Origin of the sequence: Protofrankia symbiont of Coriaria myrtifolia (genome assembly GCF_900634755.1) — a bacterium.
GTDB lineage: Bacteria > Actinomycetota > Actinomycetes > Frankiales > Frankiaceae > Protofrankia > Protofrankia coriariae.
The window spans coordinates 1-13,579 of sequence record NZ_CAAAFS010000356.1 but is presented as its reverse complement, the minus strand read 5'-3'; the positions used below and the strand labels follow the sequence as shown (position 1 = coordinate 13,579).

Below are 13,579 nucleotides of genomic sequence, written 5' to 3'. Positions count from 1 at the left end.
CTCACCGGCCGACCGGGACGTCGTCGAACAGCAGCCGGTCGTCGGCGTAGACGTCGATCGTCCGCACGTCCGCGGGCGGCGCGGCAAAGGTGTACGAGGCGCTGACCGGGGTGTTGTTGGAGGTCTTCGTCTGGGGGCCGCTCGCGCCCAGCTCGACGTTGCGGCTGTCCTGGACGACGAGGTAGCGCTTCAGGTTGACGCTGTCGACCAGGGTCACCGCGGGGCTGTGCCCGTCGAACATGTCGAAGACCGAAATCTCCTTCTCCCGCGGGGCGCCGGTGTATCTCGGTGTCCACAGCAGAGTGAGCGTGCTCAGACGCCCGTCCGCCTTCAGACCGACCAGGCCGACCTCGACCGTCCCCGGGGTGCTGCCGGGCGCGCGGAAGCTGGCCGTCCGGCTGGCTGCCGGGACGCCGGCGGAAGCCGCCTGGCCCGTCTGGGCCGTACCGGCAGGCCCGGGGGCCGTCGTACCGCCGGATGCGGGCGTGTCGGACGAGCTGGAGCAGCCCATGGCGAACAGCGTGATGACGCCGATCAGGATGGTGAGGGTGGTGACCGGCGTCAGCCGGGTTCTCATCCGGTGGAGCATCCGGACCTCCCGCATGGATGCGACGACGGTGCGCGATCCCGATTATGCGGACAGGCCGGGGCCCACGGCCCATCGGTGGCCGGCTCTGTGGACAACTGGCCCGTTGGTGGCCGACCCGCGGAATGATCTGTGGATAATCCGCCCGCGGACGACCAGCCTGTGAACGGCCGTCGTCTCAGGCCGTTGGCCATTCCGTGCGGGGCCGCCGGCCGGGCCGGACGAGCCCGCGCCACCGCGGGGCAGGAAACCGTTCCGCGCTGCCGCCGGTCAGAAGGGCCGGACCGTTCCGCAGGGGATGCGGACAGGACTCGGGACAGTCCAGCCGGGTAGGGCAGGCTCGGACGGGTTTTCAGACGAGCCCGAGCAGCCAGCGGATCTCCCTGCCGAGCTCGCGTGGTTCGCGCAGCGGTGCCCGGAACGGAAGATGGATCTCCTCGGCTCCCGAAGGCCCCATCCGCCACATGTCCAGGCCCTGGTGGTCGAGCCGGGTGATCTGCGCGCCGGCGAGCTCCCGCGCGTGTCCCGACCGCACGATCCTCACCAGCCTGGGGCCGGCGGGCTGCCGCGCCCCGCGGCCCTGGTCGGTGTCGACGGCGACCGTGTGTTCGGCGAGGCGGCGGATCTGCTCGGCGTGCACCGTGTTCAGATGCGCCACCAGATCCGGCGCGTAGGCCGCTATCAGGTCCGGCTCGGCCAGGGCGTAGGCGATCAGGTCGATACGGGTCCCACAGCCACCGGCGGCCCGGGCTCGCCCGCGGTCGCGTTCACCCGCGGCCCGTGGTGCCCGCCGGCTGCTCCCTGTCGTGGCTTTCTCGGGCGCGGTCGGCCGCGGTCTGGGAAGGTCTGCCGATCCGGTCCCGCCGCGATCCGTTCCGCTGTGATCTATTTTGTCATGATCTATTTTGTCATGATCCGATGACGGCTGGGCCGCCGCGCCGCCGGGATCCGTGGGAGTGAGCAGGTAGAGGGCGACTTCGGCGACGATCATCGCGATCGCGACGAGATCATGATCGTGCCCGCACGAGCCGAGGGGTGGCCGCGGTGTCGGGCAGCCAGGCCCGGCCAGCCGCGCGATGACGTCCGTCGCCGGGCCGGGAACGACGCGCAGGGAGCCGGAGAGGACGAGGCGCTCACCCTGCGGCCCGTGAATGTCGACCCGCGCTGTCGGGGAGCTGCCGGCCGCGTGCGCGGGCGGGCTGCCGGCCGTGACGAGCAGGATCGGCTCGCCACCGTCGTCGAGCAGGCCGACCCGGCCGCAGAGGCGTTCGTATGGCAGCGTCAGCAGAGCGTGTCGGGCTCCGGCGATCACGGTGCGGGCCCGGCTGGGCGTCGCTTCCTCGAGCGGTGTCGGTGCCGTCACGATACCCTCCGCTAAAATATGATTACCTTCCCTTAAGTAAGGCTAACCTAATTAGCCGCCGGTCTGCGTGCAATGGAACAGCAGTGGATCGCAAAAGATCACACTAGGTTATGTTGATCACATTGACAAGAATGCTGGTGGTACTGTAAAGGCTGCGAGTGCGCGTGGACGGCGCCCACCGCCCACGGCGTGCGGTCGCCGGCAGATTGAGTATGAAGAGTAGATCTCTTCTACGTTTCTTCTACGTTTCTTTCGCGTTCTACGGTGTCTGCCTACAGCGTCCGCTGGATCCGCTGGAGCCAGCGGTGCGGAAGCCGCTCGGGGCGTCGGGAGGTCAGGACGTCGACAGGGCCGAGGTCGCGAGGTTGCTCCGGGAGCGGTTCCGGTCGGTGTCGCTCGACACGTCGCGGGCGGCCCTCGACGTGTCGAGGACGGCGCCCGGCGCGTCGCGGACGGGACGGCGGCATGGGTGGGGGAGCGGGGGCGCCCCGGGTGATGCCCGACCGGCGCCGTTCGACTCTGACGGTGAACGGTTTTCGGTTGGCTATAATACGTGAAGTGTTGATTTTGGATGACAGTTTGGATGACGTTGTCGATCCAAAACAATATACGAACAACTACCGTAGAGAACGGCTGCGATCCGCTGGGTTGACGGAGGTCTCCGGCATCCTGTGAGGCCTCCGGTCGCATGAGAAGGATTGCGATCATCTGGTCTTTGGTCGGTAGGCTGTTGGAGCCTCCGGACTTCCCAGGTCGGCATCCGGACCTCCTGGATCGGCTTCGCCGCTCCGGCGGGAGCCCCGGATTCGGTGGGAGTCCGAGCGCGAGGAGGAGCATGATCATGCGGCCTTTGGCCAACTGGCCATCAGATGTTCCGCGACGTCGAGGCCTCGGCGAGGAGGTGCTGGGTGATCTTCAAATGGGTGGGTGACGGTCGCCCCTATCCCGATCACGGGCTGAGCCAGCGGGAGTGGGCGGCGATTCCGCCGCGCCAGGTCAGGCTGGACCAGTTGGCCACCACCAAACGAGTGCTCGCGCTGGACGTCCTGCTCGACGAGGACTCGACCTTCTACGGGGATCTGTTCCCCCACGTCGTCGACTGGGACAACACGCTCTACCTGGAGGACGGACTGCACCGGGCCGTCCGTGCCGCGCTGCAGCAGCGCAACTCGATCCATGCTCGGGTGCACGTTCTCCAGCAGCCCCAGCCGGGGGCGGACCCGGCGACCATAGCCGGCTCCCGGCTGAGGGTCAGTCCCCACTGATCAGATAGGTGGTGAAGGTGTCATCACCGACCTTGCCGAAGATGTACGGCGGGCAGTCGCCGGACGGCTTGTAAGCGACAATCGGCTTCCACACGGGCAGGCGGGAGACCTGGACGAGGGAGCCGCCGGCGAGGTCGCGGGCCTCCACCAGCGTACGGTCACGCTCGTTGCTCCGTTCGTACCACGCCCCACACCAGCGGATCTCCTTGGGTCTGCTCGTCCATGCGGGGGTGTGGAAGAACCACAGCAGATATATCTCGCGGAACACCAGGGCCATCACGAGGATGGTCAGCAGCGCCCGGACGAAGTTCCCGGCCCGGCCTGACGCGAGAACGGGGCTCACAGGACCAGAAGCCTAAAGCGTCCCGGATAGATCTTCAGTAGCGCATGCGGGTGTGTCTACTCATCGGGGGTGAACAGGCCATAGCGGTTTTGAAGTCGGTGGCGCGGCGCGGGGGATGTCCGTTGCCGCTGGGTCAGGGCGCGCCGGTCGACTTTCAGATCATTCAGGGCTGTTCCGGGGCGGCTTGATCGTCCACCGTGACCTGGTCCCCGATTCTGATCGTGCCGTCGGAACGGACGGCGGCATACACCCCGCAGTTGATGTGTCCATAGTGGGCCTGTAGTTCCTTCGGAATCCTGATGTCACGCTCGCCCGTCCGCGGGTTGACCGTGGTCGCGGCGCACCGGCCGGTGGGGACGAGCGCCTTGGCACGCACCCCGCCGAGGTCGATCTCGTGTCCGACCCAGTCCAGTTCCGACCAGGCGTCGACATCGTCCACATAAATGTTCGCCCGGAAGCGCAGATGGTGGACGTCCGTTCCCAGCCGGTCCGCGATGTCGCGGACAGAGGCCAGATTGATGATCGAAATGGCTCGCATCATATCGGCGGAGACAATGGAGGCATCGGTGAACCGGTGGCTGTCGGAGCCGGCCACCAGCCGTGGCCGGTCTCCGTGCAGGGTGTCGGCGAGCAGCGTCGCGAAGTAGTCCTCCACCGCTGTCCGGTCCCGAGCGTTACCCAGGTCGGCGGTCAGCTTCCCGACCGGGTGGTCGAGGGTGAGCAGACCGGTGGCGGCGTCGTACCGGCTCGCGACGCGGGCCAGCTCCGCGTTCTTCGCCAGCATCAGAAAGCGGGTCTTCGACAGTCGCTGTGGATGTGCTTCGTCGAAAACGGTCTCGGGCCTTGCCAGTGCGTACACCCGGTCCATGAGGAGGCCCTCGCTCGCTGACAGCGTCATCGAGCCCAGCATCTCAGCCGACAGGCCCTTGATCGGATACCGGTACAGGTGAGCGATCCGAGGCACCCTCCCGACGCTACCGGCAGGGACGGCCGCCGACACAAAGGCGCCGGGGGACGACGGCCGGCGGGGAGCCGCGGCGGGCACCGGCCGAAGGCAGCACGAAGATTTTTCGTGTCGCCTTCGGCTCACCGGTGATCAGGATGTGGTCGTACCGCCGCGTCCGCCGCGCAGGGCGGCCACGCCGGCCCCGATGCCGATCAGGCCAACGACCAGGCCCGCGATGCCCAGCCCGCGGGCCGTGCCGTCGGAGCTGTCGACGCTGTGCGACGCCGTCGTGTCGGCCGTGCCGGTGCCGGCGGGGGACGCGCTGGCTGCCGAGGCGCCGTGCGCGTCCGCGCCGCCAGCGGCCGCCGCGGTGAGGGTCAGGGACGGCGCCGGGTGTTCGGGCTCGTCCTGACCGGGCTGGGCCACGTCGATCCAGCGCACGACCTCGCCGTTGCTGTAGGTCTGCAGGGCCTTGAACGCGACCGTGCCGGCCTGGGCGGGCAGCGGCCCGGCCGAGACGTTGAACACGGCGAACTCACCCGGCTTGATCGCGGTGTCGGCGGAGGACGCGGTCCAGGTGATCTGAGAGATCACTTCGGAGACGGAGCCGTCGTCGGTCTTGATGGGTTCGGCCAGCTTGGTCTTCGCGACCTGGTAGCTCCAGCCCAGGTGCGGCTCGATCGTCACCGAGCTGATCGGGGTGTCGGTCGGGAACTGGATCTCCAGTTTGGTCGTGGAGGCGTCGTCCCGTTCGGTCGGGATCTTGAATGACAGGGTGGTGTAACTGCCGGCAGCCGCTGATTTCGGCTGCACGGTGACGTGCGCGGACGCCGGCAGCGCAAAGGCGATCACGCCGGTGAGGGCGGCGCCGAGCACGGCGATGCCACGGGTGGTGCGGGACATACCGATCCTTTCGGAGAGCCTGCCTCCCGCGGACGGCGTGACAGTGGTTTTTCACGTCGCCGGTGGAGCGGCGGGAGCATGTGCGTACGGGGCGTCAGCCCGGGCCCGCGCACACCTCACCCACACAGACGGTGAATCCGGCCCGGCGCGCCGAGGTCTACCGGCCTGACGCGGGCTGGCCGGTAGATCATGCTGGTCAGGCCAGTGCCGGTCAGCCAGTGCCGGTCGCCCCGCAGACCCGTTCGCCGTCGCCGGATCCGACAGACGCGAATCCGGGCAGCGGGCGTGCATCGGGCCAGCGCTCGCCGAGCCGGCCGGTCCGGCGGCGGACGCCGTCCACAGGCAGAACAGGGCACGCGGGGCAGGGCACGGAGTGAGGTGACGCGTGGCGGATGCGGACGCGTGACGGTCAGGCCGGTTGTGGCCGGACCCTCGGGTGGGACCGGCCGGCGGCTGTACGGCGGGCCGGCGGCCCACGTCGTCTGCCGGCGCGGACGAACAGGCATCCGCCCATGGACGCCGACGGCGCGGACGCGGCGAGCGGACATCCACCGGGCATGCCGGGGGCGCGGGTGGCCGCTGGCCCGATCGTGAGCGGGATGCCGCACCGCGCCGCGAACCGGTGGGTGGACCGCAGCAGCCTGTCGACGCGGCGGGCGAGCATCCCGAACCGGGCGGCCGCCGAACGCAGGACGTTCGTGCTCCACAGCCCCTTCTCGGCATGGCGGAGCATGCCGGCGACGAGCCCGGCCGCCACGGCGTGCACGGCGCTCATGACAGCTCCGTCGTGCAGGACCGCGTCGGACGCCGTGCCGGCGCCGTGCGCTGTGGCCGCGTCGTGCGCTGTGACCGCAAACGTGGCGTGCAGGACGATCTGGGTCAGGCCGACCCCGGCGAGTACGGCGATGGCATGGCGTTCCCGCCCGGCAAGCCCGTACGCGATGCGGGTGATCAACCCGAAGGCCCCCAGGAAGATCGTCATTGACGGTCGGTGACCGTCGGCGGCGGTGTGCGCCGCCACGGCGAGGCAGACCGAGGAGCCGGCGAAGACGGACGCGCGCATGCCCCGCCCGGCAGCCGTCCCGGCGACAGCGGGTGTCGCGGCGGCGGGTGTCCTGGCGACGGCGGGCAGCGCCGTGCGCGCGTTCACGGCGGTCAGCTTGCCATATCCCGCCGGGTAGGGAGCATGTCGGTCGGTTGCCGGCCGTCGTGTGGCAGGCCGGCGTGATCCGGGCCGGCCTGTCCCGGGTCGCTGTGGTGGCGGCTTTTCCGCCCCGTACCGTCCGGCCCGCGTGACGCGCGCTGGCGGGACGCCAGTGCCGTGGCGGCGAGCAGGCCCAAGCCGATACCGATGGTGACCGCGGTCAGCGTCCGGGCGAGGCCGATCGGCCCGGCGATCGGGGCGCTGGACCGGTACAGCACGCCCAGGTCGCCGAAACCGCCGACCATGGCGATGACGAAGCCCGCGGTCCCGGCGAGGTAGCGGCCCGCGCTCGAGCGCCGTAGCAGCAGGACGGCCGCGGCCAGCCCGAGGATCCAGGCGGTCATCTCGACGATGTTGCCGTAGACGAACCCCGAGAGCCGGCCGCTGGCCCGGGAGCAGGCGATGAGCACCGAATGGGTGACGTCCACCCCGACGATCACTGTCACGGCCGTGGCCAGCGCGGCGTCGCGGCGCCGGTGCAGCCCGCTGGCGGCTGCCGCGGCGGCGACAGCCGCGGTGAGGACGAGCCACGGCACCGGCGACGGTCCGGGAACCCAGTCGAGGGTGCCGGCGTCGAGGACCGCCTGGTCGTCCACGGTCAGGGGGATCGTCCAGGTGTAGATCTGGTGGAAGCGGCCCGGGGCGGCCTTCACGGCCGGCGGGTCCTGCGTGCCCATCCAGTGGGCGCGGTGGTCGTGCCAGACGACGGTCCGGCCGTCGGCGATCTTCTCCCAGCGTGGCGTTGCCTTGGCGGCCCGGCTGTCGCCGGCCGGGCCGGAGCCGCTCGACCCGTACCGGTCACGGTTGAGATACGTGGCGGGTGAGGGCGTGTTCTGCCAGACGCCGGTGGAATCCACCCGCAGATAGGGCTCCTCGTCGTATCCCTTGACGACGACCGTGTGGTTGCCGGTGACGGTCAGTCGCACCCGGCTGCCGTTCTCCACGGGTACGAGGCTGACGCCGTCCACCGGCGGCCGCAGACCGGTCACGGTCGTGCGGAAGTTCGTGGCCGAGGCACCGTTGACGGAATGCGCCTGCGCCGGCCCGGCCGTGAAGACGAGCCGGCAGACCACGGCGCCCAGAAGCACGAGCGCACACCGCGACACGCCGACCGGCCGGACCCGGCCGGACAGCCTTCCGACAGCGGCGTTCACGAGATCTTCATGGTCGCGCGGTCTTCATACAGCCGGATTCTAGCCGGCCGATGAGCGGGAGCCGGTGATTCCTTGTCCGACGACGATCGCGGAAAACCGCTCGGCGATCCACGGGAAGTGGATTTATGGATCTTTAAAAGAATGCTCGGAGGGCCCTGGAAGATGTGGCACGCTCGGAAGTTGCCAGCGGGCCGCGGAGGTTCCCGGAAGGGCACAGGGTTTCCGCGGCAGCATGGAGATTCCTGCGGAGCGTGGCCGGCCGGAGCTTCCGCCGGCTCCCGGCTCCCGGCACGCTGGCCTCCGCTGCTCCTGGGAGAGTTGTGGGACGCGGTGGCCGGCCGCGGATGCCGGCGTTGCCGCCGTTCGCGGGCGGCGAGGTGGACACTGGGCCGGTGGTTCGGTTCCGGATTGGCATCGGGCCGGTATTCCGGCCCAGGACTGGCATCGGGTCGCTGACCCGATCTCGCGTTGACACCGCGTCACCATGTTTTGACGCCAGGTGGCGTTGGCGGCGCGCCGCACGTCGCGTTGGCTTCCTGCTCGCGGCCATGCTCGTGGCCGTGGTCGGGACGGCCGTGCCGGCGTCCGCGCATGCCGTGCTCGAGGGCAGCGATCCCGCCGGGGGGTCGAGTCAGCCGGCCGCACCGTCGCGGGTCACGCTGACCTTCAGCGAGTCGGTCACGGTGAACGCCGGCTCGATAACGGTCATCTCCGCGTCCGGCCAGCGGGTGGACGACGGTGCCGCGCGGCACGGGCAGGCTGGCAACGAGGCCGTGGTGGGGATCCGTTCCGGGCTCGACAACGGAACGTACGTGGTCAGTTGGCATGTGGTCTCCGCGGACAGCCATCCGGTCTCCGGCGGTTTCTTCTTCGGGGTCGGGGTGGTACCGGACGCGTCGGCGGCCGCGTCGGTGTCCACCACCCGTGGCTCGGTGGTTGTGGGCGTGCTGGCCGGTGTCGCCCGTTTCGCCGCTTTCGCAGGGCTCGCCGTCCTGGTCGGGGCGGGCCTGTTCCTGCTGGCGCTGTGGCCGGCCGGGCTGGGGCTGCCAGGCCCGCGGCGCCTGCTGTGGGCGGGGTGGGGGGTCACCTTCGGCTCGTCCGTCGCGCTGTTGCTGCTGCAGGGGCCGTACGGCGCCGGTCAGGGCCTGTCCGCCCTGTTCCGCTGGGATGCGCTGTCGGCCACCCTGTACGGCAGATACGGGCATCTGGTACTGCTGCGCACCCTCGCGCTGCTGCTCGCGGTACCGCTGCTGCGTGCGGTCATGGCGGGTCACCGGCGCTCCCTGCTAGAGTTGGCGGGGCTCGCTCTTGTCGCCACGGTGACCCAGAGTGCGGCCAGGCATGCGGGCGTCGGTGACGACGCGTGGCTGGCAACCGCCAACCTGACTCTGCACCTGCTGGGTGTCGCGGCCTGGGGCGGCGGCCTCACGGTACTTGTGATCTTTCTGTGGGCCACCTCCCGGCGCGTTTCGCGGGACGGCCGGCAGCCTCCCGGCGACGACGTCGAGGTGCCGGCTGCCCGGGCCGCCGAACTCGCCGAGGTCCTGCCGAAGTGGTCACGTGTGGCGATGGCGGCTGTCACTGTGATCGTTCTGACCGGTGTCTACCAGACATGGCGGGAGGTCGGCTCGCTCTCGGCGCTGAACACCACCTACGGCCGTCTGCTGCTGGTGAAGCTCTGGTTCGTGGCGATGATGCTCGGATTCGGCTGGTTGGGGCACAACTGGGTCGCGCGCCACCATCGGCCACCCCGTGCCGCGCTGGCCGCGGACCGGGCGGACGCGGACGCCACCGCGGGGCAGGCCGGGAACCACGCCTGGAACGAGGTCGGGGACAGCGCCGTGGAACCGGCCGGGGACGGTCGGGGGAGTACGGCGGTGGGCGTGGCCGTCCAGACCGTGGGCCGCGGGCCCGGGCTTTCCGGATCCGCCGGATCAGCCCCGCCGGCCCGGCGGGAAGCGGAGATTCACGTGAATCGTGGCCGTGCCGTCCTCGGCCTGCTGACAGGCCGGGCAGCCGGGCCGCCGGCAGCGCGGAGAAACAATGATGATATTGCTGTCGGCCCGTCGGGGGACGCGTCCTCGCCGGGCCTGCCGCCGCGTCCCAGGATCAGCGAGGGCGCGTTGGCGCGGCTGCGCCGGGGGATCATCCTCGAGGTGGGAGTCGCCGCCGTGGTGCTCGGGGTGACAGCGGTGCTGGTCAACTCCGTCCCGGCGCGGACGTCGTACGTCCCCCCGTTCTCCGACACGGTCTTCGCCGGGCCGCTGACCGTCCAGGTGGACATCGCACCCACCAGGCGTGGCCCGCAGACCCTGCACGTCTACGTCTTCGACCCCGCGGGGAAGGCGCAGCCGCTCGCCGAGGCGTCGGCCGCGCTGTCACTGCCGGACGCCGGTGTCGGCCCGCTGCCGGTGCCGCTCACCCAGGCGGCACCCGGCCATGTGATCGGCGAAGGCATGCAGGTCCCGCTGCCGGGCACCTGGCAGCTGCGACTGACGCTACGTGTCAACGACTTCGACCAGTACGTGACGACCCTCTTCTACCGGGTCCGTTAGCTCTACCGGGTCCGTCAGCGCGTCGGCCGGGTAGTCGACCGGGTGACGCGAAGCCGTTCCGGAACCGCGGGCCGGCGCGATGGCCGGGCGGTGGCCGTTTCCTGGCGGTTCAGACCGAGGTCAGGGGCGCGCGGCTGGTCGCGGGCCCGCCTTTCTCGTCCGCCGGGCCGCCGGATGCCGACGGGCTCACGGCCGTGGCGGTGATCGACGGATCCGCCGTGGATGTTTCGCCCGGGTTGGTCGGGCTGCCCGCCGGCGGGTCGGTCCCCGCGCTGCTGGACGGAGTGCCGGGACCGGTGGGCTCGGTGGTTGCCGTGGGCTCCGGTTCGGGCGTGGTCGCCGTCGCGGTCGGCTGGGGCGGTTCCGTGATCGTCGTAGGCGGGGCGTTCACCGGCGGCGGGGGGAGCGGGCCGTCGTTGGTGGAGAGCTGGGACGACACCAGTGCGACCCCGGCCGGGGGCCCGAAGTCGGACGTGGTCGGCCCGGTGCGTTGGGCGGACGGCTGCTGGGCGGGCGGCGCACCCACCGCGGGGTCGACCGGGGCCGACGATCCGGACGCGGACGAGGGATTCGAGGAGAAGCCGCCGGGCTCTTCTCCGGACGAACTCGGTGTGATCACCGCGGTGCCGGGGCGGCTGGCGGTGGTGTCGGATGCCGGGGTGGGCCAGTTGACCGCGACGACGACACCGATCGTGGCCATGACCAGCAGCGATGCGGCAGCCGCCGCGACCGGACGACCACGCCGAGGTGATCCGGCCGCCGGGGGCTCCCCACCGAGGTATCCGGGCGCCAGCGGCCCGACCGGGCCCGGCCCGTCCCGGCCCGGCCCGGTCGGGCCGGACAGAGCGCCCTGGCCTGTCATCGGGCCGATGACTAAGGTCCTGTCGCTGTCCGCCGGCTCGGCGTGAACCGGTAGCTGGCCCGGGCCAGCCGCACCGTCGTGAGCCGCGACATCGTGGGCCGCGCTGTCGCGGACGGTACCGGCCCCGTTGCCGTAGCCGGCAGCGACAGCGCCGACTGTGCCGCCGGGGAGGGCGCCGGCCATGGGGACGGGGCCAGCCACGCCGTCGCGGGAGATGACCGCTGTGCCGTCGGGGCCGCGGCCGAGGCTGAGCGCCCGGTAGTGGGCGCGGGCCGCGGTATCGCGGGCGGTGGCCGCGGCGGCGGCCCGATCGAAGGTACGCGCAAGCCCTTCCCGCAGGGATGCCGGCGCCGCCACTAGCTGGGTCGCGGCGAGCATCTCCTCGGGGGTGATCCCGTGGGGTACCGGAGCTGCCTGTACCTGCGGCGAGCCCGACCACGCCAGTGAGCTGCCGCGGGCGAGCTCCAGCAGCCATGCGTGCAGCCGGGTGGGATCGCTGAGCGGGCTGAGGCGGCTACGGGCGACGAGGGCGAACGCCGTGCCCGCCGCGGCGTGCGCGACGGTCGGCTCGCCAAGGATCAACAGGCATACGGAGAAGACGTCGTCGGCGTACCGGTCGTAGAGATCGTCGAATGCCTGCCGCTGACCATGCCGGATCCGCATGACGATGTCGGCGTCGATGTCGGCGTCGGCGCCGACCGCTCAGGTCGCGGCTTCCTGTCGAAGGCGGCGGGACGGGTGACAGGTGGCGCACCCGCGCGGGGGGGGGGGCGTGCCGAAGGTGGTGTGGTCGATGCCGCCGTCCATCAGTGCACTCTCCCGGATCCCCTATCGGTGATTCCTGTCGCAGCCGCGCCCTGACAAGGACGGAGTGACACCACCATCACTTATTACGGTAGAACGTCTCGGTCATGTCATGCGGAATCTTGGGAAAACTTTGTTGTCACACGACGGACTCGTAACATTCCTGGCCTGCTCGGTCGCCGTCCCCACCACCGCTGGTGGTCCGCTGGCGGCGGTGGTGGGGACGGGTAGTGGCAGACGGCGCGGCAGTGCGGGAGCGGGCGCCCGGGCCGCCGCCCGGTGCCGTGCGGGCCGGCTCCCGGTCGGCCGCTCCCCGTGACCCGGCCGCTCCTGTGACATCGAGTGCTCAGGACGGTTGCTGGGCGAGGGTGACGTCGGTGGTCAGTGTCTGGCCGTTGCGGGTGTAGGTGACCGTCACCTTGTTGCCGATGCCGTGTGAGCGCACGGCGGCGATGAGGCCGTCCACACTGGTGATCCGGCGGTCGCCCAGTTTGGTGATGACATCGCCCGGCTGGAGCCCGGCCTGCTGCGCCGGCCCGTTGTTGACCAGCTCACCGATGGTGGCGCCGGTGCCCTCACCCGTCGGGTCGGACGGGCCCACGCCCGCCGTGGACGCGCTGACCCCGAGGTACGGGTGCCTCGCGGTGCCTCCGGTGATCAGTTCTTCGGCGATGGACTGGGCGTAGTTGGCCGGGATCGCGAACCCGACGCCGATGTTGCCGGACTGCTGCTGCTGACCGCCGAAACCGCGGCCGCCCGATCCCACGGTGGCGATCGCCGAGTTGATGCCGATCAGCTCGCCCCTGCTGTTGACCAGCGGGCCGCCGGAGTTGCCCGGGTTGATCGGGGCGTCGGTCTGGATGGCGTCGAGAACCGCGTTGCTGTCCTGGACGTCGGCGTCGCCGGTCCGCACCGGCCGGTGCACGGCGCTGACGATGCCCGAGGTCACGGTGCCGTTCAGGCCGAGGGGGCTGCCGACCGCGATCACTAGTTCGCCGACCGCGAGCGCGTCGGAGTTGCCGAAGGTCGCCGGCTTCAGACCGGTCTCGTCGATCTTGATAACCGCGAGGTCGGAGCTCGGGTCGGTACCGACGATCCTCGCGTTGTAGTCCTTGCCGTCCTGCGTACTCACGCTCAGCGAACCGCCGCTCGCGGCGTCGGAGACCACGTGGTTGTTGGTGAGGATGTAGCCGTCCTGGCGGATGATCACGCCGGAGCCGGTGCTCCCCTCGTTGTTCCTGGAGGCGACGGAGATCGTGACCACGCTCGGGAGGATGGCCTGCGCGGCGGCCGACACCGTGCCGGCGGCCGCCGGCGACGTGCCACCCGAGCCGCTGTCGGTGCTGCGCAGCAGCCCGCCGGAGGACACCACGGCCTGGCCATTGTCGTTGTTGCCGGCCACCAGCGCCCCCACGCCGCCGCCCACCCCGGCCGAGACCAGCGCGAGCGCGAGCGCGGCGGCGACCAGCCGGCGGCGGTGCGGTGGCCCCGACGGCCCGGTGGTCCGCGTGAGGTTCTGGTACGGGCCGGCCGGTGGTGCGGGCGGCGCATGGAACGGGTTCCCGGCACCGGGCAGCCCGCCGAGGTAGTTTGC

Annotated in this window: 11 protein-coding genes; 2 read left to right on the top strand and 9 right to left on the bottom strand. The window is 70.9% G+C overall.

Translation table 11 applies throughout. The features are described 5' to 3' along the window. Nucleotide 1: 1 nt before the first annotated feature. Together CM1CMNOD_RS23450 and CM1CMNOD_RS20770 are read right to left on the bottom strand one after the other, a co-directional pair. Nucleotides 2-577 carry a hypothetical protein gene (locus CM1CMNOD_RS23450; protein ID WP_131772965.1) on the bottom strand — a complete coding sequence of 192 codons (576 nt, stop codon included), beginning with the start codon at nucleotides 575-577 and terminating at the stop codon, nucleotides 2-4. A 361-nt stretch (nucleotides 578-938) separates the two neighbouring features. Next, nucleotides 939-1,949: a DUF2470 domain-containing protein gene (locus CM1CMNOD_RS20770; protein ID WP_013875556.1), complete on the bottom strand. Its 1,011-nt coding sequence runs from the start codon at nucleotides 1,947-1,949 to the stop codon at nucleotides 939-941. Nucleotides 1,950-2,857: 908 nt separating this feature from the next. On the opposite strand from CM1CMNOD_RS20770, the gene CM1CMNOD_RS20765 reads away from it, so the two are divergent. Continuing rightward, a complete protein-coding gene (locus CM1CMNOD_RS20765) occupies nucleotides 2,858-3,214 on the top strand; it encodes a type II toxin-antitoxin system VapB family antitoxin (protein ID WP_013875554.1) in 357 nt (118 codons plus the stop codon). Here the strand turns inward: CM1CMNOD_RS20765 and CM1CMNOD_RS20760 are convergent. The 5 genes from CM1CMNOD_RS20760 to CM1CMNOD_RS20740 all read right to left on the bottom strand — a co-directional run bounded on the left by CM1CMNOD_RS20760 (nucleotide 3,201) and on the right by CM1CMNOD_RS20740 (nucleotide 7,764). After that, nucleotides 3,201-3,557, bottom strand: coding sequence for a hypothetical protein (locus tag CM1CMNOD_RS20760; protein ID WP_013875553.1), 357 nt, complete (start codon nucleotides 3,555-3,557; stop codon nucleotides 3,201-3,203). The genes CM1CMNOD_RS20765 and CM1CMNOD_RS20760 overlap by 14 nt on opposite strands. Nucleotides 3,558-3,720: 163 nt before the next feature. Further along, nucleotides 3,721-4,521, bottom strand: a complete 801-nt coding sequence (locus CM1CMNOD_RS20755) for an MOSC domain-containing protein (RefSeq protein WP_043604225.1) — start codon at nucleotides 4,519-4,521, stop codon at nucleotides 3,721-3,723. A 132-nt stretch (nucleotides 4,522-4,653) separates the two neighbouring features. Further along, the gene (locus CM1CMNOD_RS20750) at nucleotides 4,654-5,406 is read right to left on the bottom strand and encodes a YcnI family copper-binding membrane protein (RefSeq protein ID WP_013875551.1); all 753 of its coding nucleotides are present in this window, start codon (nucleotides 5,404-5,406) and stop codon (nucleotides 4,654-4,656) included. 409 nt (nucleotides 5,407-5,815) lie between these two features. Beyond that, nucleotides 5,816-6,556: a hypothetical protein gene (locus CM1CMNOD_RS20745; RefSeq protein WP_013875550.1), complete on the bottom strand. Its 741-nt coding sequence runs from the start codon at nucleotides 6,554-6,556 to the stop codon at nucleotides 5,816-5,818. 5 nt (nucleotides 6,557-6,561) lie between these two features. Further along, nucleotides 6,562-7,764, bottom strand: a complete 1,203-nt coding sequence (locus tag CM1CMNOD_RS20740; RefSeq protein WP_013875549.1) for a hypothetical protein — start codon at nucleotides 7,762-7,764, stop codon at nucleotides 6,562-6,564. A 548-nt stretch (nucleotides 7,765-8,312) separates the two neighbouring features. Between CM1CMNOD_RS20740 and CM1CMNOD_RS20735 the strand changes: the two genes are divergently transcribed. After that, complete coding sequence (locus CM1CMNOD_RS20735) at nucleotides 8,313-10,319, top strand: copper resistance protein CopC (protein ID WP_050803633.1); 2,007 nt, start codon at nucleotides 8,313-8,315, stop codon at nucleotides 10,317-10,319. 109 nt (nucleotides 10,320-10,428) lie between these two features. Here CM1CMNOD_RS20735 and CM1CMNOD_RS22610 read toward each other — a convergent pair whose 3' ends face one another. Both CM1CMNOD_RS22610 and CM1CMNOD_RS20725 read right to left on the bottom strand, forming a co-directional pair. Further along, nucleotides 10,429-11,844, bottom strand: coding sequence for a putative RNA polymerase sigma factor (locus CM1CMNOD_RS22610; RefSeq protein WP_013875547.1), 1,416 nt, complete (start codon nucleotides 11,842-11,844; stop codon nucleotides 10,429-10,431). Between the two features lie 487 nt (nucleotides 11,845-12,331). After that, nucleotides 12,332-13,579 (bottom strand): S1C family serine protease (locus CM1CMNOD_RS20725; protein WP_242625476.1); only part of this gene is annotated, 1,248 nt, incomplete at its 5' end.